Genomic DNA, 25,272 nt, shown 5'->3' with positions numbered 1-25,272 from the left:
ACGATAAATGAAAAATCAATGTACTGATCAATTTTACGAAGCAGGTGATCCTCTTCGACCAGTTGATCTAGCAATACAAATTCGGCTTCGTGCTGAGAAGAATTTCTAGTGTGGAACATGAGAAAAACACCTTCCTTAAGTGGGTTTTTCTCTATTATAAAATGAGGAGATGGAAAGTTTAAGGAAAAAATAAAGCTGTCGAGATTTTCTCGACAGCCTGAGAAGACTACATGACTGTAGTCTTCTTTTTTTATGATTTGAATGGGGCAGGTTTTTCTTCACTTAATCCAAATCGATGGAGGAGCTCTTCGACAATTCGTCTCGAGGCTTGTCCGTCACCATAAGGGTTAGACGCCTTCGACATATTGTCATACTCTTTCTGATCTACTAGCAGCTCTTTTGCCATTTTGTAAATGGTCTCTTCATCTGTACCTGCAAGCTTAAGCGTGCCGGCTTTCACGCCTTCTGGACGTTCTGTTGTATCACGCAGCACTAATACTGGCTTCCCTAGAGAAGGCGCCTCCTCTTGTACACCGCCAGAATCCGTTAAGATAAAGTGTGAAGCGGCAGCAAAGTTATGGAAATCAACGACTTCAAGCGGTTCAATTAAGTGTACCCGATCGAGACCGCTAAATTCTGTCTGAGCTGCATCACGTACAGCAGGGTTTAAATGAACAGGATAAACGACCTGAACATCTTCAAACTCTTCTACAACACGTCTAATGGCTCTAAACATGTTTTTCATCGGCTGTCCGAGATTCTCTCTGCGATGAGCCGTTAACAAGATCATTTTATCCGTGCCTATTTTCTCTAAAATAGGGTGCTGATACTGCTCAGTAACCGTTGTTTGCAGGGCGTCAATCGCTGTATTCCCTGTCACACAAATGGTCTCTTCTTTTTTATTTTCAATTAAAAGATTCTGCTTCGCTTCGTCTGTAGGTGCAAAATGAATATCGGCAATAGTGCCTGTCATTTGACGGTTCAATTCCTCTGGGAACGGCGAGTACTTATTGTGTGTTCTCAATCCAGCTTCGACGTGACCGACTGAAATTTGGTGATAAAATGCAGCCAAGCTTCCTGCAAAGGTTGTTGTTGTGTCACCATGGACAAGGACAATATCAGGTTTTTCTTCTAGGAATAATTGATCTAGCTTTAACAGTGCATTTGATGTAATTTCAGATAATGTCTGGCGCTGCTTCATGATGTTTAAATCATGATCTGGCGTAATCGAAAAAGCCTCAAGAACTTGATCAAGCATTTCTCTATGCTGGGCTGTTACAGTGACAATTGAATTTATCTGTGGATGTTTATTTAATTCAAGGACAAGTGGTGCCATTTTGATCGCTTCAGGTCTAGTACCGAAAATAGTCATTACATTTAGTTTTTTCACTTGTTTAATCCTCTTTCCTAGTATAGTACTTTCAATTATACACAATTTGGAGGATAAATTTAATGATATAAAAAAAGAAATTTACATTGAATTAACGTTAAATTTCTCTTTCCTTTACATTTAACATATAAAATATGAATTATCTAAAATTCATTTTAGTGAAATCATTTGTCTTTCCTATGATTTGTAAGTTACACTTTAAACAGACGACCAAGAACAAACATTGAATAATTAAATCGGTTATCTATGTAAGGAAGGTGCAAAGTTCATTGAAAAAAGTACGTAAAGCCATTATACCAGCAGCAGGTCTTGGGACACGTTTCCTCCCTGCAACAAAAGCTATGCCTAAAGAAATGCTGCCAATCGTTGATAAACCAACCATTCAATATATTATTGAAGAAGCTGTTGAATCAGGAATTGAAGACATTATTATCGTCACTGGAAAAGGGAAAAGAGCCATTGAGGATCATTTTGATTTTGCACCAGAGCTAGAGCGCAACCTGGAGGAAAAAGGGAAGAGCGAGCTTTTAGAAAAGGTGAGAAAATCCTCTAACATTGCTGACATTCATTACATACGTCAAAAGGAACCTAAAGGACTTGGACACGCCGTTTGGTGCGCACGCAACTTTATCGGTGATGAACCTTTCGCCGTTTTATTAGGTGATGACATTGTTCAAGCCGAAACACCTGGACTTCGCCAGCTGATGGATGAATACGAAAAAACGCTTTCCTCTGTGATCGGTGTTCAGCAGGTGGCAGACAGCGATACGCATCGCTACGGAATCATCGACCCTCTGACACAAGAAGGACGCCGCTACCAAGTGAAAAACTTTGTTGAAAAGCCGCCGCAAGGAACAGCACCATCCAATCTCGCCATCTTAGGGCGATACATTTTCACACCAGAGATCTTTATGTACCTTGATCAGCAAGAAATTGGTGCAGGCGGAGAAATTCAACTGACAGATGCCATCCAAAAGCTGAATGACATTCAGCGCGTATTCGCCTATGATTTCGAAGGAAAACGATACGATGTCGGTGAAAAGCAAGGCTTCATCGAGACGACTCTAGAGTTCGCCCTTCAAGATGAGGATCTGAAAAAGAAACTCATTCCATTTATGAAACAGCTTCTCGAAAAAGAAGAAGTGAATTAAAAAAAGCTGCCGGGATCGGCAGCTTTTTATTTGATCACTGAAATCGTCAGTGTATGCTGTTCATTATCAATGACAAACAAGTTGTTTTCGCCCTTCACTGCGAATTTCGTTTGTTTCTCATTCATCCAAACGTTCTGTTCTGTCAGCCCAAGTGTTGAAGGAGAGATTGACATGATCTCACGGAATACCATCGTATTCGCTTGACCATTTTGAATGACATAGTCGGCTTTCTCTGTGGTCAAGCGTTCAATCATTCCGCCTTGATTACTTTTGATCGAGCTCAGCGTTTGCATTCTTTGCTTAAGCACAGATTCTTCTTTTCCAAGGAAAGAAAGTAAATACTCATACGAGCCTGCAGATGCGGGCGATACATAGGAATTGAACTGACCTGGTCCAATGGATAATGACTTTAATTCTTCTGCATGTTGAAGCCCATCAGCTTTGACAAAATACGTCTCTGATGCTGTTTTGATTTGAACGGTTTGTTTATTTTCAGCGACAGCTTGTACTTCTTGTCCAAATGGCAAAGTGACATCTGCCTTCTTTTTCATGGCTTGATCTTTGTACACCGTGAGTGGATCTGCCGTGACAATTGCCTGTCGATCCACCTTTTTCATATCAGGCGCCCCTTTCGATAGCGGGTTCTTTGACTGAAGCGATTCTGTCTTATCTGATGGGATGGCGCCAAACGTCGCCAGTGTACGAAGCGGGCGATCCGAAAACATCGATAAGGCAAGTAAAATAGTTAAAACAGCTATTATCGTCACTTGAAAGGCTGGTCCAAAAAATGAACGTCGTTTTCCGTTCTCATCATATCGAGACACCTTTTCTGTCTTTTTTTGTACGCCTTTACGCCCTTCTTTGTGTTTCAATTGATATTCTTTTTTTTCTTTTTTAGAAAGCTTGTTAAACCATTCAACAAACTCCTTATACTCTTTCACGACCTTCTTCGTATCATCAAACATACGAAGCTCACCATAATGCATCCAAGCCACCCGGTCACAGATTTTTTGAATTTGGCTAATGGAATGGCTGACAAAAAAGATCGTCTTCCCTTGTTCTTTGAATTCTGTGATTCGATCCACGCATTTTTGATAGAAGGTTTGGTCACCAACAGACAATGCTTCATCAATAATCAAGATATCTGGATCGATATGCGCTGAAATGGCGAAGCCAAGGCGTGATTTCATTCCGCTTGAGTAGCTCTTTACAGGCTGATCAATAAAGTCACCAATATCCGCAAACTCTACGATTTTTTCATAAAGCTCGTCTATCTCTTTATTCGTCAGCCCCATCATTAAGCACTTGAGGCGAATGTTGTCCTTCCCGCTTAATTGGTTGTTCAGCCCTGCCGCAATGGCAATTAACGAAGGCTGTCCGTCCATATCAATTTCACCACTTGTCGGTGGAATGATTTTCGCTAGAAGGTTTGACATCGTTGATTTTCCAGATCCGTTGATCCCTACAAAACCAATCGTCTCGCCTTCATATACATCAAAGGACACATCACGAACAGCAAAGAAACCTTTTTCATTTTTATTAGGAAAAAACAGCCCTTTAATCTTATCTGACTGTTTTTTATATAGGACGTATTGCTTGGATACGTTTCGAAACGAAACTTTTAGTTTCATCGTATAATCTCCTTACTTTTTAAAGAAAATCGACAAATTTATCCCTAAATTTCATATGAAGCAATGAACCGACTGTTAAAAGAAGAAGCGTGATCAGCCAAAAATAAAGCGTATATTTCACATCATGGAAGAACCATTCTCCCTTTAACAAGCTATTTCTAAAACCATCAATAATGTAGAAAAGAGGATTCAATCTTAATATATCCCCGATCCAAGCTTTGTCTCCAGTGAGCTTCTCTGAGATATTCCAAAAAATCGGCAGCAAAAAGAAAAGTAAACGTGTCACTGATTGTAAAAGAAATTGATAGTCTCTCACGAGTACGCTAATCGTGGAATTAAACAAACTAAACGAAAACATAAACGCGATCATACAAATAAGATAGTATATATATTGCAGCCAGTGCGCATCAGGATATATGCCATAGGAAATGAGCACAATCAGATAGACACCCATCATGACAAAGTAGCTGAACAAGTTGGACATTATCACTACAGACGGCAGCGCACTAATCGGAAAGTTCATTTTCGATACCATATTAATGCGTTTAAACACACTGTTTGATCCATCAAGTATCGTCGGACTAATGAAGAACCAAGGGATTAATCCGGCAAGCATCCAGATGATAAATGGAACTTCCATCCCTCCAATGACAATTGGCTGTCCTCCGCGAATTCCCAGACCAAAAACAAACCAGTAAGCCAGCATTTGAATCAATGGATTTAAAAACTGCCATAAAACACCTAAATAATTCATCTGATATTTTGATTTTGTTTCATAAACAGCAAGTCGCATAATCAGCGGAAATGAGCTAATTTGCTCCTTTAATATCGTCAACATTGCGTTCATTCTAATCTTCCTTAGATATAAGTTTTTGGGATTACTTTTTTAAAAAGCACCGCTCATAATTGTAACAGATAACGATGCACATTTCACCTTATAACAAAAGTCATGCACGTCAAACTAGAAGACAAAAAACCCCTGAATCCTTTCAATCGTTGATTCAGGGGGTCCTAACATATTAGATAATTTGATGTTCTTTTAAGAAATCCGTAATTCTTTTCGTATTCTGATTATCGTTAAAGCTGTTGATTTTCAGATATTTTTCTTTATATTCATCTTCCACAACATACTGACGATCGATCGCATGTTTAACAATCCGAATCAGCTCTTGTGTATTATATGCTATCGGTCCTGGTGCATTTTCATCGTTTACAGGAGGAATCGCCTTATACTGTCTAATCAAGTAATCTTTTTCTTCCCAATAAAAAATAGGATAGGCACCTCTATATTGTGCATCATAAATAGCAGAAGAATAATCAGTGATAAACACTTTTGACACTTTTAGCGCTTCCGATGGGTTATCAGAAATAAGATGTTTATACTGAGGCAGGTTTTGATAAACGTACTGCGAAAATTTGTTATGCGGTACAATTAACAGACGATCAAGAAGACCTGCTTCTTCAAAGCTTTTGATGATTTTGATCAGAACTTTATAGTAAGATGTTTCTTCAATTCTATTCGTATAAATAAGACCCTCTTCCCAATATCGGTAAGTTGGCATAAAGGCGATCTTATCTGCACCGTCTACTAATTTGGCATGATCAAAGGTTGCTAGCCCTGTCAAAATCAAATCCTCACGATCATATTTCATTTTGTAGAATTCACCAGCCTCTAGTTCAGAGCTGATGACTGATTTATAAATATTATATTGGTTCTTGTCTTTATGGAATCCAAAGGCCATTGGATTATCAACCGGTTTAGCAAACATAATTCCATGCTGTAAAAAGACGAGTGGAACACTCATGATTCTCTCTCTGAGATGATCAATATATAATCTATCATTCAGAACATGGTTAGATAATTCACTTGATATAAAATAACTGGCATTAAAGATACTTAAATAATGTCTGAGACTATATTTCGGTATGATACCCTTTCCATATTTCGCTTTCAATGCTGGATATGCGCTTGATTTCTTATTAAGAATAAAGTAATTTTTTGAGCCTGTTTGACAATTGTCTTGTACGTAGTTATACACTCTAATAGCTGATTCATCTGCTTTATCACTCTTTTTCTCAAAAAACAAATTCACACCATAATTTTTGTCTTTATAGAATGATGATAGGATACTCGCTATTTTTATTTTCACTTTACTAAATAAAGAATATTCCTGTGAATAAGGAATAATGGTCGATGTCACATTCCCAAATAGATTTGTTCTTAGTACTTGAAGCTTGTCCCCATTCTTTTTCGTGATATATGTTTTGACCTTTTTATCCTTTTTTTTCAACCTTAAACTATGGATAATTCGGTGATCATTTCCTACGAACAAGTTATTGTGGATTCTGCTGTCTAAATCAAGATCATTTAACGAAATTTTAAAGAAACCGTATCTTTTCAAGAATTTAATCTTCCTAAATGGTCTTATAAATTTCGCCAGCTGGTGCTCAGAATTTCTAATGTAAAGATATTCATATTTTTGATCTGAATTATACGCATAATGCGTCAATCTTCCATAAACATAAAAACTATTAAACAAACTAAAGATGCGTAATCTCGACGTATGTTTTGTAACGAGATATGGGTTTCCTCTTACTAAGTAAACGCCATTCGTTCTGACATAGATGTAATATCTTTGTTTATTAATCACCAAGATATTGAGAATATTGTCATCTTTGAACTGCTCCAAGGTATCTTTACCAAAAACTTTAAGCGGCTGATATCTAGGAACGAGTCTAAAGTTGACGATTTTCTTTTGATCCGTCACTTTATTTAAAATTTTGATTTGATTACGATTATTCACAGTCACTTCAATATCTTTATGTTCCTGCATCACATCAAACAAAATTTTCCTCACATTTAGTTCCTTATTCTGACAATCATAGGTAATAACAAAGTGGAAAGCACTGTATTTAATAAAGGAGATATCCACAAATCGTCTACCTACCTTTTTAATGGGCAAATCTATTTTATAATTCCGATTGATCTCATCTACATTCAGCAGCCCTGAAAATAATAACAGTTCCTCTTCGCCGCTGTATAAGCCAAAGCGATCTAACCCTAATTGCTTGACATAGATATCATCAAATTGATTATTAATTTCAATGGGAAGTACTTGATCTGGCTGGATCATGTCTGAGCTTTCTTTGACAATATATAAGTTATGATCCTTAGCATAGAGATAGATCATTTCATTAGAATTGTCTATTGTGGATTCAAAAATCATCTGATCCTTTACATTAATTTCACAAATCCACTTTGATTCATTTACATTTAGCTCTTTAAATTCATAAGTGCACAATTTCTCTATGTTATCAATATATAAAACTAACTTGTGTTCATCTAAATTAAGAATTTCTAAAAAATTATGATAAAGTTTGTACATTGAAGCACCTCTATATTATTTTCAGCAAATTTACATTACCGGATAATCTTATCTAAATTTAGCATGTTTAATGTTAAATTTCTATGTTTTTTTATTTTTACCATAACTTTTAAATATGTGTACAATGGAATAAAAAACACAAAAAAGTACCGTTCAAAAGGCGAAGAACGGTACTTTTTAAACTATTTTTCAGAAAACACTACTTCCACCACTCGCTTCGAAGACTCCCCGCTCTCTAAATAGCAGAATTTTTCATAAAACGGTGCGAATGACGCTGGCAAAGTAAAGGTTGGCTGTTCTGTTTCTCTTACCCAGTCAATGACGCTGGCTGTTTCTTTCACAAGAGGTCCAGGTGCTTCTTGTTCAAAGTCGAAGTAGAAGCCTCTCAGCTTGTCACGATATGTTTCGATGTCTGGTACATAGAACAGCATCGGACGTTTAAGGTTTGCATAATCAAAGAACACAGATGAGTAGTCAGTGATGAGCAGATCAGATATCATATACAGGTCTCTAATGTCTTCGTAATGAGAGAAGTCATAGGCAAAGCCTTCATATGGTCCTAAATCAAAGTTTTCAGCGACTAGATAGTGCATACGCAAAATGATGATATATTCGTCTCCGATAGCTGCTCTTAGCTCATGCAGATCAAGGTCTAAATCAAATTTGTACTGCCCTTTTTTATAAAATTGATCGTCTCTCCATGTCGGTGCGTATAAGATCAATTTTTTATCAAGCGGCAAGTTCATTTTTTGTTTGAGTGCTCTCATCGTTTCTTCATTGTTTTGATTATGAAGGAAGTCATTTCTCGGATATCCTGACTCAATCATGGTCTTTTGAAATTGGAATGCACGTGTAAAGATTTCAGTCGAGTAAGCATTTGGAGAAATGAGATAGTCCCAATTCGATGCTTCTTTCGTGAAATTCTTTTTGTATTTCTTCGTGTTTGTTCCAGGCATATGCACCTCGTCCATATCCATCGCAAGTCGTTTTAACGGCGTACCGTGCCATGTCTGCAAGTATGTTGTATGCTCTGGTTTTGGAATCCATAGCGGCAAACGGCTGTTGACGACCCAATACTCGGCTCTTGCCATCGCAAAAATCCATTTCAATGATAGACGGTTGATATAGTAGATGTCCTTTTCCTTGAACGGTGCTTCATGCCCTTTTTTCACACTCCAGATCAACGTATATTCAGGATGATTTTCTTTCATATACTCATAGATCCCACGCGGATTACAGCTGAATTGTTTTCCATTAAAGCTTTCAAAAACAACCGTTTTCTTTTTCACAGACAGCTTACTTGCCAGCTGAAAGGTCGTTTGGAAGGTCCTTGTTACAAGGCGGTTACGGACTTTTTTTATTTTGCCGATTTTCTTTTTGAACTTCTTCCACTTGCTTTTGACGTAGTACTTCGCTCGTGTTTTCATTGTATAATCATTAATTCGAATGCCAAGCGTTTGTCTTTTTTTCTTTCGATACACTTCATATCGAATGGGTACATCGTTTCGTTTATGAATTTGAACAAGTCCTTTGAGTTTGTTCGAGCGATCTCCAAGCACTAAAGAAGCGGTCGTTAAAGTCTCCTCTACTCCATCTACATCACAAATAAATTCAAGATAGAAGCGATATACAAGGCGGTTGTTTAACGAATAGGTCAATTCCTTTAAAGGAACTTCTGCTAGAAATTGATAGAGCTGTGGTACTTGTTGATCATCACGGTATTTGACCACTTCATCTTTTATTGGGGTCATATTTACCGGAAAGCGATGCTCAATTGGTTCTTCACCATTTCTCTTCAATAGAAGCTTTACTTCTTTGATCTCATAAGGATGCTCTGCACTGAGAACGCCTGTATACCCAGTTAAAGATAACGTACATTCTTTGTTGAGCTCGATATGATTGAATTTCACAACCTTTAGCTCACGCTTGATTTTAAACGATGCATTCCCTTTATCCGTACGATACGGGATGACATACAGCATCGCATCTTTATTTTCTAAAAAAGTCAGCTCTGGCTTGTCTATTTCCATTTTTAAACGGCGTTTATAGTATGGCGTCTTCTCTTCTACTTCGGCGTTATCCGTTTCTTTTAATTCGTCTTCCTCTTCTTCTGTATCAGAATCATAGGCTGAGTCCTCAAGCTCGTCTTCATCCTCTTCTTTGTTTGCGCTGAGATAGTCTGTGACATACAGGTTATATGTCTGGCCCTGCTCTAATGCAAGCGGCAGCGATGATTCACTCAATACGAACTTGAATAGATTCTCTTCTTGATGAACAAGCGGAAGGAAAAGCTCTTGTTTTGATACCCTTTCCCTCATAAACAAATAAAATTCTCTATCTTTTAATGGCATGTCATCGTCGATGCGAATAAGCATTTCTAGTTTCTCATGATGATTTTTTAACCCTTCAACGACACTCTTCTTATGAATTCCCTCTTCAATCATTAATCGTTAATCTCCTCTGTTCAGAAATCTTACCGTTGTGTTGTCACGTTATTTCACTTTCCAAGAATAGTTTCCTTGTTTCGTTTGATACGACCACCCATCGATTGACGATGGTTTATTGGTGAGCAGCTCTCCCTCTACTTCTAGACGCTGCAAAACTTCCTGAAGTTCTTCTGTTTTAAAACGAATGTAAAAATCAACGTATTTTGTTTGGTTGGTTTCAATGTTTTTCTTTGTTTGAAAATGACCAATTGGAAAGCTGACTTGATGGTTTTCATCGATTGTTTGAGATATGATTTCAGCTCCATTGCCTCGATCATATCCTGCGAAATCGATTTGCACATGATCCGCATGGCTCATTTCGTCCTTCAACTCAAGCTGAAGATGAAGAACATGATGTTTAGAGCTTAGATCACGCAAAACCCATTTCGTACGGTCCACGATCCTTCTCAGTTCATCTTTTCGCTCACGATTTTCGAGCATATGATGAAGTGCTGTATTCCAAAGAGACATTTCATCAGAAGGCACAAGATAAAAATAGGTTTGTTCTCCCAATACCTTCTCAACATCTACCTTATGCTTAGTATCTCCAAAGAAGACGGCATCCACTTGCTGTTTTCTTATTTGTTTAAATAATTCTCCGTAATGAGAATAGAGTTGATGCGGATCTTCTTCATAATGTGCGTCATGTACAAATGCAGCGTAATACGTTGTTTCAGGCTGATCGATTTTAAACAGGTGGCGGTCCTGATCCCGGTCTTCTGTGATCATTAGTTTCAAACGGTCATTTTGTGTTTGAATACTGGATAACCATAGTTGCTTTATATCCGTTTTCTTTGTAAAAGTTTGAATTCCTGTTTTTTTATACCAATTAATATGCCGAACTGGATTCTTTTTTGCATCTCCTGAGTAGATGATCTCCATATAAATGCCGCCATCGTCATTGATTAGTTCCTCCAAGTATAGAGCACCTGTATGAGGAACAAAGCTTTGTACTCTGCACAAAACGCCCTGCCAATTGTATTCTTCCCTCTTCACTAATTGCTGCTCTTCATTATATTGATCAATATAACAAATAGGGGAAGAAGGCAGTTCATATCTCGTCACCTGTATCATTGATTCATCTACTGGCATCACTGCTTCATTGATCGAATGAAATGATGTACCGATGATAAATTCCGAGTAACGTCTTTTACTTCCGCTTTCTGGTAGAATATAGTGTTCAAATACATTCAAGATGTCAACTTGGCGAAGAAAGGTCTCCTCCATGCTATGAATATGTTCTTTCACATTTGCATCATAATTCAAAGTTAAAATGGCATTACGTTTATGTTTGTCAGCCAATGGCTTTAATCTCGCTTTTAAAGACTTCGTTGAGCTCTCATCCTGTTTTGGTACATCACCCATGATAAAGTAGTAGTCCATATCAGGCATGTCAACTGATGTCATTGTTTCATGTTGTTGAGGTTGATCCAATGTGTGTTCAACTTTTTTCTTCATCCAATTTTGAAACAAAGGAAGCTCTCCTTAAAAATAATGATAACTTGCTCATTGTATTTTACATGAAAAAGTACTTCTCACCAAAAGATAAGAAGTACTTTTTTTCGATCTATTAAAGTCCAGCAATTTCTTCCTTAATTTGTGTTGTCGAGATGCCTTCTGTTCTCTTCAAGTACACGACTTCGCAATGCTCTTTTAAGAAATCGAATTTACCTTCCCAGTCATCTCCCATGACAAACACATCAATATCGTGCTCCTGCACGTCACGGACTTTTTGATCCCAGCTGTTTTCTGGAATGACTTCGTCTACATAACGAATCGTTTCAAGAATCAGCTTTCGATGCTCGTAGCTATGATAAGCCTTTTTTGATTTTTGTAAGTTAAACTCATCTGTCGAAATGGCCACCACTAAGTAATCTCCAAGCTGCTTTGCACGTTCGAGCAGCTTAATGTGCCCCCAGTGTAATAAATCAAATGTACCGTAAGTAATAACTTTCTTCATTGCAAACATGAACTCCTTTCTTCATTCCTTATTCAACTGCTTTCATGCAGTAATGTTTATCCGTAATCCTATTATCATCGTTCGTATTTTTTCGCTCTTCGGAACCTCATTATATCACAGCGCCCATCAAACGTTAAGCAGATGTAAAGACAAACTATTTCCAATTTATTGGGCGCAGAAGGGAAAGTCCGAAGAATCAATGTTTCTCGCAGCATCCTCCTTATGAATTGATGAAAATGTCATGAAATTTAAAGGTTTGTAAAGTTATTGTTAATATTTCATGGAGTATCTGTGATAAAATGATGAGTAGACGAAGAATGAATTTACAGTGAACGTTCATAGATAACAAGATGAAAAAGGAGGTCTAAACAATGCAAACAGAAGTGGTCTCTAACCTTTCTTATGTAAACGGCGACCTAGATGAATTTATCAGCTATATGAATCACCATCATATTTCTCAAAGAAGAGGCGCCATGATTGCGACTGTCAATCCAGAGATTGGCTATGCTGTTATGAAGGATCATGCGTACCATCAAGTCGTCTCTTCTGCGGATTATGTTCTGCCGGATGGTGTAGGCGTCGTCTTGATGTCACGTTTGACACAAAGTCCGCTGAAGTCAAGAATTGCTGGCTTTGATGTCTTCATGTCTATGCTTGATCTAGCAAACAAGCAGTCTAAAAGTATCTTTTTATATGGAGCGAAAAAAGAAGTGCTTGAGGCTGTTAAACAGCGAATTGATACGGAATATCCAAATGTGGTCATCGCGGGCAGCTGTGACGGCTATCAAGCCGATAAACGTTTCGTAGCGAAGCAAATCGCCCGCTCGAAAGCAGATATGGTGTTCGTTGCTTTAGGTTATCCAAATCAGGAGAACTTTATTTATGAATACCGTCATTTATTCCCGCAGGCTGTTTGCATCGGTTTAGGCGGAAGCTTTGATGTATTTAGCGGAACGGTGAAGCGTGCACCACGATGGATGATTAAGACAAATACAGAATGGCTGTACAGACTGATTGTGAATCCGTGGAGATGGAAACGAATGCTGAACATTCCTAAATACGCTTTTGCCGTATTGAAAGAAAACAAAGGAAAAAAACGTTACTATCCTGAGCAAGTAAAGGATCAGACGAAGCAGCTGTGAGAGACTGACCAATGATGAATATACGCTCAATGATCATTTCATGCTATGCAGCTTTCGTTTCTTTAATTGGATGGCTGATGAGCGGCGTGAAACCGCGTGAAAACCAGGTGACGCTGCTTGTTTCATTTCAAGAGAATGCAGCTGCTCTCATTGATACTTATCAACAACAGGCGAACATGACGATGAAGCTTACAGTCCTCTATACGAAGCATGCTTCTGCGATAGAAAAGGACGGGTCTCATCTGTCATTTCGCTATTTTCATGAAAAAAATCCTCTCCATCTCATTCAATGTATTTATACAATGTTTAAAAGCAAGGTTGTCGTGACAGATAATTACTTTCTCATGACAAGTGTACTCAGAAAACGGCCTTCTACCACATGTATTCAAGTATGGCATGCCAATGGGGCGTTGAAAAAATTCGGTCTTGAAGATGCATCAAATTCGGAACGAAGTCCACGTGATATCGAACGCTTCAAACGAGTCTATGCGTCTTTCGATTATATCGTTACAGGCTCAGATCACATGCGCGAGATTTTTAAGTCTTCGTTTGGGGTCAATGATAAACGTTTTTTACCAACAGGTGTACCGATGACGGATGTGTACTATGATCAGTGCCTGCCTTCCTTGAGGCCATATGATTTTCCTAAAGGGAAAAAGCTCCTACTTTATGCACCGACCTATCGAGACTTTGCAATGGACGATCTTGTCCTGCCTTTTTCAAAAGAGCAATTGCAAACAGAGCTAAATGGAGACTATATTCTGCTCGTCAAGCTTCATCCTGCGGTCAAACATTTAGCAAAGGCGGAAACAGACGGTGAATGGATATTTGATGTGTCCGATCAGCCGCTCTATCCATTGCTTTGTACTTGCGATGTACTCATGACAGATTATTCGTCGATTGTGTTTGAATTTGCGCTGCTTGAAAAGCCTGTTTTGTTCTTCACTTATGACTTAGACACTTATCGAGCGAAACGCGGCTTAGTCGATCGGTATGAGGACATCATTCCTGGAAAGGCTTGCGTCACTCAAGACATGCTCTTGAAGGAGCTGCTTCATCTAAACGAATCAGATCACAGAGAACGAATCAAAACCTTCGCTGAGGAATGGAACCAATATTCAAAGGGCGAGTCTAGTCAGCAGCTTCTATCATTTATTGAACAGCAGCTCTTACACAAAAAACGTCCGGCTTCTCATTAGGAAGCACGGACGTTTTTTTATTTGTTATAAACCGGGATGTCGTAATACAGCGTATAGTTATCAAGTAAGTTATACAAGCTATACATACGAGTGACTTGCTTATAAGCCCAGCCAATATCTGTTGCATATTGATGAGTCGCTGCACTAGACCAGCGCATTTTATAAATCGTATCTTGCTTATATGTGGCGTGATTGATATAGCTGTTGCCAATGAATTTTGCCCCGCCAATAATCGCTGCCTCTGGCGTGAACCATTGTTGTTCATACGCATATTTTGCACCGAGGTAATTCGGATTGCTGTCGTATGCGCCAATGCCATACATATTATATACTTTCTTTCCATTAAACATCGTACCATTCGCTAAAATCGAACTTCCGTTACCCGTTTCAAGCAACGCATGAGAAATGAGATAAATTTCGTTGATATGATACGTTTTCGCTGCCGTAATAAAGGCTTGTCCTTTACCTGCAAGAATCCCTTTACCTGCTAGAATTTTGGAATTGACTTCTGCCGGATTGAGATTCGCAGCTTCAGAGAGTTTCAGAAATTGAAAATAAGATTGAGTGCCCTCAGCAATATTGGCTGGGTCTACATATTTTTGCACCTCTGCTGAACTTGCATTTCTCCAGCCCAAGCTGATCTTGATCCAGTTTCCTTCTTTCCCAAGCTGTCTTACTTTTGTTCCTTTGTTCAGCTGCGCCACGATGTTGCTTGCAGAGCTCGAATCAGGTGTAGAACGAACATTTAAGCCGTCTGTATTCACAGTTGACGTCGCCGGGTCTACATATGCTGCATAGACATAGGCTGCACCGTCTGTCTGTGGTGACACCTTCATTTGCTTGTTCACCATCTCATTGACAGTGAGGTTGTAGTTCGTTTGCATGACCATTGGGCCATTTTTGATTTTTACGGCTGTGGCTGTCCAGCCATATTGGCTTTTCACAAAAGCAATCGCCGCATTTACAGTTGGTAATCCTGTGAATTGCTGCGTAATGTTGATTTTGTAGGTTGGTTTCGTTGTTGTTTTATAAGCAGCTGGTTCATTCCGTTTTTTGAAAAATGCCAGGCCTTGGTCGCGCAATGCAGCTGTGGAAATGACACCGGTTTTAATCTGATATTGACCATAATCAGTTGTTCCTGTTTTTTGAGCAGCTGCTTTCATTTTTTGTTTCGTTAAATAGTTTAACGCTTGATTCAGTTTTGTCTGATTCACCGTCGGCTCTGTCGTGATCCGGTATTGCTTAACCGCTTCTGTCAGCGTTTTTGTACTGCTGGCAACGCCATTTTTCTTGATGATCTCTTGAGCCTGTTTCACTTTACTTTGTTCATATACAGGTGTTGTCTTGAGACTATACGTTTTGCTGACAGCTTGTCCTTTACTTGCCTTGATGCTGCTTGTCAGCTTCTGCGTTTTTAAGTAGGCGGCCCCTTTATTCACTTTCGCTTGGTCTACTGCTTGATTGACGACGAGTCGATACGTGCTGTCTGAGACCTTGCCAGTTTTTTTCGTTGTCGCAGATACTTTTTTCTTTTGGAAGAAAGCCGCTGCTTTTTTCGCTTGGTCATCTCCTAAAAGGTTTCCAGTCACTACTTGATATGGCTGTGTAGAAGAGATCTTTTTGGATGTGTAGCGCCATTTCTTTTTCTTGAAAAAGGCTACCGTTTTTCCGTATGCTGTATCGTTCAGTTGATTGAGTTTCACGATATAATTTTTTGTTTTTCCCACTCGCTGCACAGTCCCTGCAGCGCCGGTTTGTTTCTTGATCTGAGCCGCAGCTGAGGATGCTTGTTTGTTGTCTTTGAAATAGCCTGATTCCAAGCGATAAACATTTTTTAAAGCGCCTGTCTTTTGAATCTTCCCGCTGATCTTTGCTTCTCTTTGCAGCTGGGTAAGGAGCGTCTGTGCTTTTGACTGGCTGGCTTGTGCAGCTGATGTGACGATGTAATATGGCTTGCCTGCTGTCACCGTTTGAAGCACTGCTTTTAAACCAGACTCCTTTTGAAAGCCTTGCAGGATGGTATTCGCTTTACTTTGTCCAACGATACCGCCTGAAATCAGCTGATACACAGTGCCAGCTTTGTTTTCAGTTTGGTATGTACTGGTGACACCGGCCTGCTTTTGTAATTCGGTTTGAATATTTTTGACTTTCGTTTCAGAATCAATGGTTCCTGATATGACCTGATAAGAAGGTCTGCTTTGATTGATGACTTCATAGGTGCTATTGAGCCCTGATGTTTTCGTTAGCTCGAGCGAGAGCTTTTTTGCCTGAGCTTCATCATTGACTGGGTCAGATACGACCTTTTGTAAAGGAAGGCGGTCACCTACTGGAGACACCGTACCGCTCATGCCCGTCTCTTTTTTTAATGCAGCTGCACTTGCACTCGCTGCTGTTTGCGACTCATATCCTGAGGCAGTGAGCTGATAGGTCGACGTGTTTCCTGAGGTTTGATAAGTGGCTGTCCACTTTTTGTCCTTCTTCAATGTTTCCACTGCTTTTTTCACTTCTGATTCTGTTGTAAATACCTTTGAGGTGTTCATCGTATAAATGGATTGATCGACATAGGAGGCTGCTTGCGCTTCTTTGCCCGTCTGTACTGTCATACCAAAGGCAGCTGCGAGTAACATAATCTTGATGGTTTTTTTCACGTTCCCTGTCCCTCTCTTAACTTTGCATAATAGTCTACTAATCTCTTTATCGACAAAAACAAGTACTCTTTCAAGTCATTTATGCAATAGAAAAATAGAGGACCCCTTCGAAGTCCTCTTTTCCTTTATATATGCGACACAATCAGTTCACAAGTTCCTTCAATTGAGAAGCTCCCTGTTTCAGCCGGCAGGATAAAATGAGCTCCTTTAGACAGTGGATATGTATGTCCATCATGCGTTAAAGACCCTTCTCCATCAATCACACTGCACAGCAAAAACGGATAATCTTGCGAAAGCTCTACTGTTTGATCAATTTCCCATTTATACACAGAGAAATACTCTGCTTCAACAAAAGTTCGAATGGTCAGCCCACGGCGTGTTTCAACTGATTCATCTGTATAACCGTCTACATGAGGAACCGTTGTGACATCAATGGCTTGCACAAAATGAAGTTCACGTTCATTGCCATCCTGATCTTTTCGTTCATAATCATATACCCGATAGGTTGTGTCTGAGCTTTGCTGCGTTTCAAGGACAAGCGTCCCTTCGCAGAGCGCATGAATGGTTCCGCTTGGCACATAATAAAAATCACCAGGCTTAATCTTCACCCTTCGCAAAAGACCTTCCCAATCTCCACTGTTCATCATGGTCACAAGCTCAGTTCTTGTTCTTGCATTGTGCCCATAGATCATTTCTGCTCCTTCTTTGCAGTCAATGATATACCAGCACTCTGTTTTTCCAAGCTCGCCATTTTCATGTCTTTCCGCGTAATCATCATCCGGATGAACTTGAACGGACAAGTCTTGGTTTGCATCTAAAATTTTGGTTAACAGCGGGAATCGATCGCCTTCTATTCCCCCGAACAATTCTCTGTGATTGTCCCATAGTTCGATCAGCGTTTTCCCTTTATATGGACCGTCTTGCACGACACTTGGTCCGTTTGGATGAGCAGAAATTGCCCAGCATTCTCCCGTTTGATCAGAAGGAATATCATAGCCAAATTGATCCCTTAAGGCTGTACCTCCCCATATTCTCTCCTTCAATTCAGGCAGTAAAAAAATTGGTGACTGCTTCATTCAGGATGACTCCTCCCTTTGCTACCCTTTGATAATCCTTGCCAAGCTTGATGAAAACTAGCAAGTCTCAACTTTTATTATGACGCTATCTAAAGAGAAGTCAATCCTTTCAGTACACCAAATGAAAACGATAACACAAAAATATTTCATCCTTTGACAGAGCCTGCGAGAAGCCCTTTGACAAAGTATTTTCCGAGCAGAATATAGACCAAAAGTGTCGGCAGTGCGGCCAATATCGCCCCTGCCATTTGGACGTTCCATTGCACAATTTGACTGCCTGATAGATTTTGCAAGGCGACCATCACCGGCTGATGCTCCGCAGTGGTCATCGTGACTGCAAATAAGAACTCATTCCACACATTTGTGAACTGCCAAATGGCGACCACAACAAACCCAGTGATCGAAAGCGGAAGAATCATATGTCTGAAAATCCCGATAAACCCTGCGCCATCCATTTTTGCCGATTCAATCATTTCATCAGGGATGCTCACATAGAAGTTTCGGAACATGAGCGTTGTGATCGGGAGTCCATATACGACATGGACAAGCACCAGACCTGGAATCGAATTATACAATCCGACTTCACGCAAAAATTGAATGAGTGGTATGAGGATACTTTGATATGGAATAAACATCCCAAACAGCATCAGCGTAAAGACCACTTCTGACCCTTTGAAACGCCATTTTGATAGGACATAGCCATTCATCGCTCCTAGTACAGCTGACAATAAGGTAGCCGGAATGACAAGATAAAGTGAATTCATTAAATTGGGCGCTAGCTTTTCAAATGCGATTTGATAGCTTGAAAAATCGAGTGTTGATGGCAGCGCCCACATTTTCTCAAGGGTCACTTCACCTAATGGCTTCAAGCTTGTGACGAGCATGACATAGACTGGCATCAGAAAAAAAAGACTGCACAAAATCAATAAAGCATAAAGGACTGGACGGACAAACCATCTAGCTGTCATGATGACGCCCCCTTCCGGCTCGACAGGAGATACGGCACGATAAAGACAGCAACAGAGATCAGCATAACAATCGCAATGGCGGCACCGCCTGCATAATGGTTTCCTCTAAAGGTCATTTCAAACATGTAAACGCCCGGAACATCTGTGACAAAGTTTGCACCCGGTCCTGTCATCGAGTAAATCAAATCGAAAATCTTTAATGAAATATGAGCCATGATAATAATGACACTTGCAGTAATCGGTTTCAATAGAGGAAAAATAATCTTCCGGTAAATCTGCCATTCGGTTGCGCCATCCATTCTAGCAGCCTCTCTTACTTCCTCTGGAATTCCTCTCAAACCCGCCAAATACATCGCTAGAGAAAATCCAGCCATCTGCCAAACCGCTGCAATCACGACTGCAATCATTGCCGCAGGGACACCAAACTCAATTTTCCCCCAGACAAATCCGGCTAAAATATTCGTATCCGTGTACCACTTAGGCTGGATACCAAGCGTTTTTAAAAACAGATTCACCCCAGTTGACGGGTTTAAAATCCATTGCCAGACGACCCCTGTCACAACGAAGGAAAGGGCCATCGGAAAGAAAAATAAATTCCGAAATAGAGATTCACCCTTGATCTTCTGATCTAGTAAAATCGCAAGTGCGAGTCCAGAGGCAATGACGGCTCCAATAAAAAATAGAGTAAAAAAGACCGTATTTCGAAGATCTGACTGAAAGCGGAAATCTTGAAACAGCATGATATAATTTTGAAGACCTGCAAAAGAGAAATTCGGAACAAGCGAGGTCCAGTTTGATAATGACACATACCCTGTCCAGCCAATAAAGCCGTAAACAAAGATGAATAATAAAACAGCCGACGGGGCTAAAAATAGCAGCGCAAGCAGCTGATCCCCATTCCATTTTTTCCGAACACGTTTGACTTTAGGTGTTGCTGCTTTTGTGAACGGCGATGTGTCCATGCGCATGAAGCTACACTCCTTTTCAAAAAAGAGGCGGTGCTTAGCCGCCTCCTCGTCTTTATTTCATTGAATCTTTTAAAGATGAAACAAACTGGCTGCTGTCTTTTTGCGTGACGAAGATATTCACGGCTTGATTCGCTTTTGTCACAAACCCTTCTTCAGCAGCTGAACCATGTGCGAGAGACGGCGCCAGCTTTGATTCTTTAAATGCCTTCATCGCCGATTTTCCGTATTCATCATATTTAGAAACATCTGCATCCACACGTGCCGGAATCGATCCCTTTAGCGGATTAAATGCATCCTGTCCTTCCACAGATCCTAAAACAGATAAGAATTTCTTCACGTTTTCTGGCTGTTTCACGCCCTTTGGCAGTCCGAATGTATCGGTGATCACCATAAAGCTTCCCTCGGTTCCAGGAGTCGCCGCGTATCCAAAGTCTTGATTCACCTTCAGATCGAGATCATTCACAAAGTACCCCTTTGCCCAGTCGCCCATGACATTCATTGCTGCTTCCCCTTTTGCCACGAGCTGCGAGGCATCCTGCCAGTTACGGGAGCTGTGATCATCATTGACGTATTCGAGCATACGCCCAAAGATGTCTGCCGCTTCCTTCACTTTTGCGTCATCCATTTTCATGTCGCCAGCCCAAAGTTTTTGATATCCGCCAGCGCCTAAAACGCCGAGCAGCACACTCTCAAACAAATGCGTCGCTGCCCAAGGCTCTTTATCCCCAAGTGCAAGCGGTGTAATGCCTTTTTTCTTTAAGGCATCTGCTGTTTTGAAAAATTCATCAAAGGTCGTTGGCGGCTCTAAGCCTGCATCATCAAATACCTTCTTGTTATACCAAAGCACATTGCCTCGGTGAATATTCACTGGTACTGAATAGATTTTCCCATCTTTGCTGACAAGGTCGATGAGTGATTCCGGAAATTTGTCCTTCCAGCCTTCTTTTTCATATAGATCATCCAGCGGCTCCATTTTGCCTGCTGCGACCCAGCTCTCATTCAGCTCCGCTCCGCCATGTACTTGGAACGTAGCTGGCGGGTCATTCCCTTGCATCCGGCTAGTCAGAACAGCCTTTGCATTTGTACCAGCACCACCTGCGACGGCTGCATTTTCAATTGGGATGTCTTTATTTTTCTCTTCAAACAATTGAATGAGTGCTTTCAGTCCGTCCTCCTCACCTGCTCCAGTCCACCAAGAGAAAATGTCTAGTTTCTCTGCTCCGCCCTCTTTTTTTGCATCTGAGTTGGTCGATGAACTACAGGCAGTGACGATAAGCATACAGAGCGCTAACAGCGTAAAACCTAATTTGAACTTCATGATTGATCCCCCATCCCTATTTTGTAAGCGTTATCAAAATAAGTATAATGGCAGATCCTCGCTTTTTTTCAGCAAACTTCTTCACTTTTTTATGAAATTCTTCACTTTTTTACGGTTTGTTTTCGATATTCCTTCGGTGAACAGCCGACCATCTTCTTAAACACACGGCTGACGTAATTGGGGTCTGTATATCCTGCCTGATAGGTAATTTCTTTTAAACTAAGCGAGCTGTCTTTGAGAAGCTTTTTGATTTTATCCAGCCGGCAGGTTGTCACATACTCTTTAAATGTCAGCCCTGTCTCGTCTTTAAAGCGCTTTGTGAAATAGGTTGGACTTAAATCAACATAGGCGGCAGTCTGCTCAAGCGTGATCTGTTCACAAAAATGCGTTTTGATGTAGCGTTTTGCCCGCTCAATATCATTCACGGTCTGGGTTCTCGCTTCATACACATCAAATAAATGTTCACAGCACTCACGGCATTCAGCTGCGGTGCTGATCGTTAATATTGGCCAGTCTGCTCGGAGCCGTGATTTAAATAAAATCAGCAGCTCTTTTAGTTGTGAAATGGTCGCTCCCTCCAGTTCAAAGGCATCGAATAAAGCCAGCGCATCCTCTCTTCTCCCTTCTTCCAGTGCCTGCATCATATCGTCTGCAAGCTCCGGCAGATGGATCAATGGATGGGACTGTTCTTCTGTTTGGTAAAAACCATAACGAACAACGCCGGGACTCTTTTTCCGCTGATAATAGGAAAGCTTCGCCTCTGCTGCACTTTTCTGAAGATAAAGCGGGTTTGAGACCGGGTGTCCCATGCCAACGACAGGTGAAGGCTGATCGTTTGTTGTGGCAGTTCGAATCACCTGTAGGACATCTGCTTTTAACTGACCAGGCGCTTGGTGGCGATAAATGAGACATGTAAACAGCTCACCACTCACCTGAATCGGCACCGTATGAAAAAGGGGAGATGTCTGTAAATCAATCAACAGCTGATCCCCGATTGTCCGCTGAACAGCGATGACAAGACCTGCTTCATATTCGTGAAACATTTGTTGAAACTCCATGGAGGTATAAGACTGACCATTTATGACATGAGCTTCGAGCCACTTTGACTGCTGACCGGCCGCCACCGCCTGCCGCTGAGACGCCTCCTGCTGAATCTCTGCCGCAACCGTTCGAATGGCGGCGATGGTTTCATCTTTGTCAGCCGGTTTAACGAGATATTGCTTCACCCCTTCCTGCATCGCTTGCTTGGCATAATCGAACGTATCGTACGCTGTCAGCATAATGAATTTTGTATGAGGACTGCTCGCTTTGATCTGCTTGATCGCTGTCAATCCGTCCATTCCAGGCATCTGAATATCCATGAGCACAAGATGAACGGGCTCAGTTCGCACGAATTCAACCGCCTTCTTTCCATTTTCAGCTTCTCCTGATATATGACACTCTGGAAGCCAATCGGTCATGAATTTCCGCATCGCTAGTCGTTCTATTTTTTCATCATCCACAATCAGCACGTTCAGCATGCCGATCCCTCCTTCATCGGAATAGCCAATTGAATGGTGGTGCCTTCGTTTGGCTTTGAGTCAATTTGTAGGGCATCTTTTACCCCGTAAAACAAATGCAGCCTTGACATCACATTTCGAAGACCGATCCCTGTCGAGTGCCCTTTACTCAAGGTGTTTGGACTTTCCTCTTCTTTTTCTGATAGCAATCTCCTTATCTCTTGTTCTTTGATCCCCATCCCATTGTCCCGAATCCGAATCATCACATAGCCGCCTTCTTGATAGATCGAGAGTTCGACAAGCCCGTCTTCCTCCTTTGGTTCAACGCCATGAATAAAGGCATTTTCGACAAGCGGCTGTAAGGTGAGACTTGGGATATGTACAGATAAACATGATTCATCTATGGTCGTTTTGCATGTAATACGATCGGCAAATCTTGTTTCTTGTATATGAAAATATTCTTTGACCACTTTTACTTCTTGCTCCAACGTAACAGATGCACTCAGAGCTGACAGCGAATACCGCATCAACGTGGAAACGGATTGGATCAACCTCGATGTGGCATCCGCTGATTCTAAGTAAGCCATGCGTGAGACGATGTTTAATGTATTAAATAAAAAATGTGGATTCATTTGGTTTTGCAGCGTTTTCAGCTTCATGTCTTTGATTTTTTGATCTAAGGCTGCCTTTTGTTTCATCTCTTCAATCATCATTTTCATCTCTTGACGCATTCGCTGAAAGGCCTCATTTAATACAGAAATTTCATCCTTTGAGGTGACATGCAAGTCCGCTCCATCAAAATTCCCTTCTGATACTTCCTTTACGCTTCGAGACAGATGGACGATCGGCTTTGATATCCCTCCAGCAATCATATACGCCATCCATAATGCGACCCCAATGGACAGCGTAAACAAACATAAGGTAAAGAGTGCATAGGTTTGGTGTCTTTTTTGCAGAGATTGATAGAGTACTTGATACTCAGACAATTCATCATCAAGCAGGGTCATCGTTTGCTCTTGTATGTAGGAGGAGACGGTTCTCACCTCCTTTACACTTGCTGCATATTCTTTGATTTTCCCTTCTTTTACATGTGTCATGGTCGCATCACTTTCATTGATGAGCGTCCGCATCATATATTGGTATTTTTCAATAGAAGGAATCGCCGCATGAAGCCCGGCATCCTTTCGCAATGCCTGATCATAGGATTTCATTTTCTGTTTTGAGGCCAGATATTCTTTGGCAAACTGCCGATCCTTTTCAATCGCATACGCATTGACCTTTTCATACATCGTTTTTGCCTCGGTCGATATATCATTGAGCAGGAGAAAGGAACGAAAGCTTCTGCTATATTCTGATGTGATGTTCGAGCTGCTCCAATAGACGAAAAAAGCGGCCACGTTGCCAAGGAACACAAGGATTAAAAATGCCAATAACAATTTACTTCGAATCCTTCTCATGGCTGCACCCCCTGCCTTCTGTCTGTTTGCTGCAGAGGCAGATCCTCGCGCCGAATCACACTCGTTCCTGTGTACTGGAGTGGTTCTTCTTTTTCACCTTTCTGCAAACGTACAAGCGATTCCACTGCTTGATAGCCCATTTCATAAGGGTGCTGAACAACCACTGCATCAATCTTTCCATCATCGAGCGCCTGAATCGTATCTGGTAATGTGTCAAATGCGAGCACATAAAAATCTGTGGACGATCGATATTGTGCTGTTGCTTGAATGATACCTGCACCATCTAATGCACTCGTGCCGTAAAATGCGGTGAGCTTCGCATGATCGTTTAATAGTTTATACGCGGCACCGGAGGCCCCTGACTTCGTAATGGCTGATTCTTCTATTCCAGCAATATGAATACGTTTTTCAGCGGCGACGGCATCTCGAAATCCTTTGACACGCTGCTTTTGATGAACGGCATCAAGCCTGCCTGTGACAATTCCTACATACTGTTCGCCTTTTGTATCTGCGATGAGTGCCTGTCCTGCGATAAAGCCTGAATAATAATTGTCCGTGCCTACATACACTTGACGCTTGCTCCCCTCTGCATCCGTATCGACGGTGACAACATCAATGCCTTTTTCCCTCGCCTTCTGAAAAAGCGGTTTGTATTTTTTCGCATCAAGTCCCTGCGTCATAATGCCATCGACATGCCCTGCGATCGCCATATCAATGGTTTTCAGATGATCGTCTATATCTGCTTGCTTCGGACCCAAATATTCTAGATACACGCGATGAACGGCTGCCGCATCAGCAGCTCCCCTTTGTACCAGCTGCCAATATTCATTATCAAGTTCCTCCGGTACAAGGACAAAGTGATATTGATAGGTTGATGACGCTTTTTCGGAAGCGCTTTCAATTTTAAATAAATCTTGACCTAATAATGTTAAAAAAATAACAGATACGACACAAAAAGTGAGAAAGGCGCCCATCCCGATCCACTTTAATCTT

Annotated in this window: 18 protein-coding genes; 3 read left to right on the top strand and 15 right to left on the bottom strand. The window is 40.8% G+C overall.

Annotated features, from left to right (window positions below; genetic code table 11):
* Positions 1-250: 250 nt before the first annotated feature.
* Positions 251-1,390, bottom strand: coding sequence for a non-hydrolyzing UDP-N-acetylglucosamine 2-epimerase (gene wecB, locus C6348_RS11940; protein WP_095285720.1), 1,140 nt, complete (start codon positions 1,388-1,390; stop codon positions 251-253).
* A 269-nt stretch (positions 1,391-1,659) separates the two neighbouring features.
* Here wecB and galU point away from each other — a divergent pair, with 269 nt between their 5' ends.
* Positions 1,660-2,541 carry a UTP--glucose-1-phosphate uridylyltransferase GalU gene (gene galU / locus C6348_RS11935; protein WP_034660174.1) on the top strand — a complete coding sequence of 294 codons (882 nt, stop codon included), beginning with the start codon at positions 1,660-1,662 and terminating at the stop codon, positions 2,539-2,541.
* Positions 2,542-2,567: 26 nt separating this feature from the next.
* Here the strand turns inward: galU and tagH are convergent, their stop codons facing one another.
* The 6 genes from tagH to tagD all read right to left on the bottom strand — a co-directional run bounded on the left by tagH (position 2,568) and on the right by tagD (position 12,004).
* Entirely contained in the window at positions 2,568-4,172 is a 1,605-nt protein-coding gene (gene tagH, locus C6348_RS11930; RefSeq protein ID WP_106043213.1) for a teichoic acids export ABC transporter ATP-binding subunit TagH, read from the bottom strand.
* A 19-nt stretch (positions 4,173-4,191) separates the two neighbouring features.
* Complete coding sequence (locus C6348_RS11925; protein ID WP_060597419.1) at positions 4,192-5,019, bottom strand: ABC transporter permease; 828 nt, start codon at positions 5,017-5,019, stop codon at positions 4,192-4,194.
* A 172-nt stretch (positions 5,020-5,191) separates the two neighbouring features.
* The gene (locus tag C6348_RS11920; protein WP_106043211.1) at positions 5,192-7,558 is read right to left on the bottom strand and encodes a CDP-glycerol glycerophosphotransferase family protein; all 2,367 of its coding nucleotides are present in this window, start codon (positions 7,556-7,558) and stop codon (positions 5,192-5,194) included.
* A gap of 182 nt (positions 7,559-7,740) precedes the next feature.
* Complete coding sequence (locus C6348_RS11915) at positions 7,741-10,002, bottom strand: CDP-glycerol glycerophosphotransferase family protein (RefSeq protein WP_106043209.1); 2,262 nt, start codon at positions 10,000-10,002, stop codon at positions 7,741-7,743.
* Positions 10,003-10,050: 48 nt separating this feature from the next.
* Entirely contained in the window at positions 10,051-11,517 is a 1,467-nt protein-coding gene (locus tag C6348_RS11910; protein ID WP_106043207.1) for an alpha-glucosyltransferase N-terminal domain-containing protein, read from the bottom strand.
* A gap of 97 nt (positions 11,518-11,614) precedes the next feature.
* Complete coding sequence (gene tagD, locus C6348_RS11905; protein WP_008343212.1) at positions 11,615-12,004, bottom strand: glycerol-3-phosphate cytidylyltransferase; 390 nt, start codon at positions 12,002-12,004, stop codon at positions 11,615-11,617.
* Between the two features lie 371 nt (positions 12,005-12,375).
* Between tagD and C6348_RS11900 the strand changes: the two genes are divergently transcribed.
* A complete protein-coding gene (locus C6348_RS11900) occupies positions 12,376-13,146 on the top strand; it encodes a WecB/TagA/CpsF family glycosyltransferase (protein ID WP_034660181.1) in 771 nt (256 codons plus the stop codon).
* Positions 13,147-13,157: 11 nt separating this feature from the next.
* Positions 13,158-14,345 carry a CDP-glycerol glycerophosphotransferase family protein gene (locus tag C6348_RS11895; RefSeq protein ID WP_106043205.1) on the top strand — a complete coding sequence of 396 codons (1,188 nt, stop codon included), beginning with the start codon at positions 13,158-13,160 and terminating at the stop codon, positions 14,343-14,345.
* A gap of 17 nt (positions 14,346-14,362) precedes the next feature.
* Here C6348_RS11895 and C6348_RS11890 read toward each other — a convergent pair whose 3' ends face one another.
* The 8 genes from C6348_RS11890 to C6348_RS11855 form a co-directional block, all read right to left on the bottom strand.
* On the bottom strand, positions 14,363-16,993 hold the full coding sequence (locus C6348_RS11890; RefSeq protein ID WP_106043203.1) for a glucosaminidase domain-containing protein: 2,631 nt from the start codon (positions 16,991-16,993) through the stop codon (positions 14,363-14,365).
* Positions 16,994-17,118: 125 nt separating this feature from the next.
* Positions 17,119-18,069, bottom strand: a complete 951-nt coding sequence (gene manA, locus C6348_RS11885; protein WP_106043201.1) for a mannose-6-phosphate isomerase, class I — start codon at positions 18,067-18,069, stop codon at positions 17,119-17,121.
* A gap of 146 nt (positions 18,070-18,215) precedes the next feature.
* Complete coding sequence (locus tag C6348_RS11880) at positions 18,216-19,037, bottom strand: carbohydrate ABC transporter permease (RefSeq protein WP_050944374.1); 822 nt, start codon at positions 19,035-19,037, stop codon at positions 18,216-18,218.
* Positions 19,034-20,005: a carbohydrate ABC transporter permease gene (locus C6348_RS11875; RefSeq protein WP_106043199.1), complete on the bottom strand. Its 972-nt coding sequence runs from the start codon at positions 20,003-20,005 to the stop codon at positions 19,034-19,036. The genes C6348_RS11880 and C6348_RS11875 overlap by 4 nt, the downstream gene beginning before the upstream one ends.
* 52 nt (positions 20,006-20,057) lie before the next feature.
* Positions 20,058-21,323, bottom strand: a complete 1,266-nt coding sequence (locus C6348_RS11870) for an ABC transporter substrate-binding protein (RefSeq protein ID WP_106043197.1) — start codon at positions 21,321-21,323, stop codon at positions 20,058-20,060.
* 101 nt (positions 21,324-21,424) lie between these two features.
* A complete protein-coding gene (locus C6348_RS11865; protein WP_106043196.1) occupies positions 21,425-22,843 on the bottom strand; it encodes a response regulator in 1,419 nt (472 codons plus the stop codon).
* Positions 22,837-24,279, bottom strand: coding sequence for a sensor histidine kinase (locus tag C6348_RS11860; protein WP_106043194.1), 1,443 nt, complete (start codon positions 24,277-24,279; stop codon positions 22,837-22,839). Before C6348_RS11860 ends, C6348_RS11865 begins: the two co-directional genes overlap by 7 nt.
* A complete protein-coding gene (locus C6348_RS11855) occupies positions 24,276-25,253 on the bottom strand; it encodes a sugar-binding protein (protein WP_106043231.1) in 978 nt (325 codons plus the stop codon). Before C6348_RS11855 ends, C6348_RS11860 begins: the two co-directional genes overlap by 4 nt.
* Between the last annotated feature and the right edge of the window lie 19 nt (positions 25,254-25,272).

This window comes from Bacillus sp. YBWC18, assembly GCF_002998775.1.
Lineage (GTDB): Bacteria > Bacillota > Bacilli > Bacillales > Bacillaceae > Bacillus.
The sequence above is the reverse complement of the archived record's forward strand: the minus strand, read 5'-3'. Positions and strand labels throughout refer to the sequence as shown.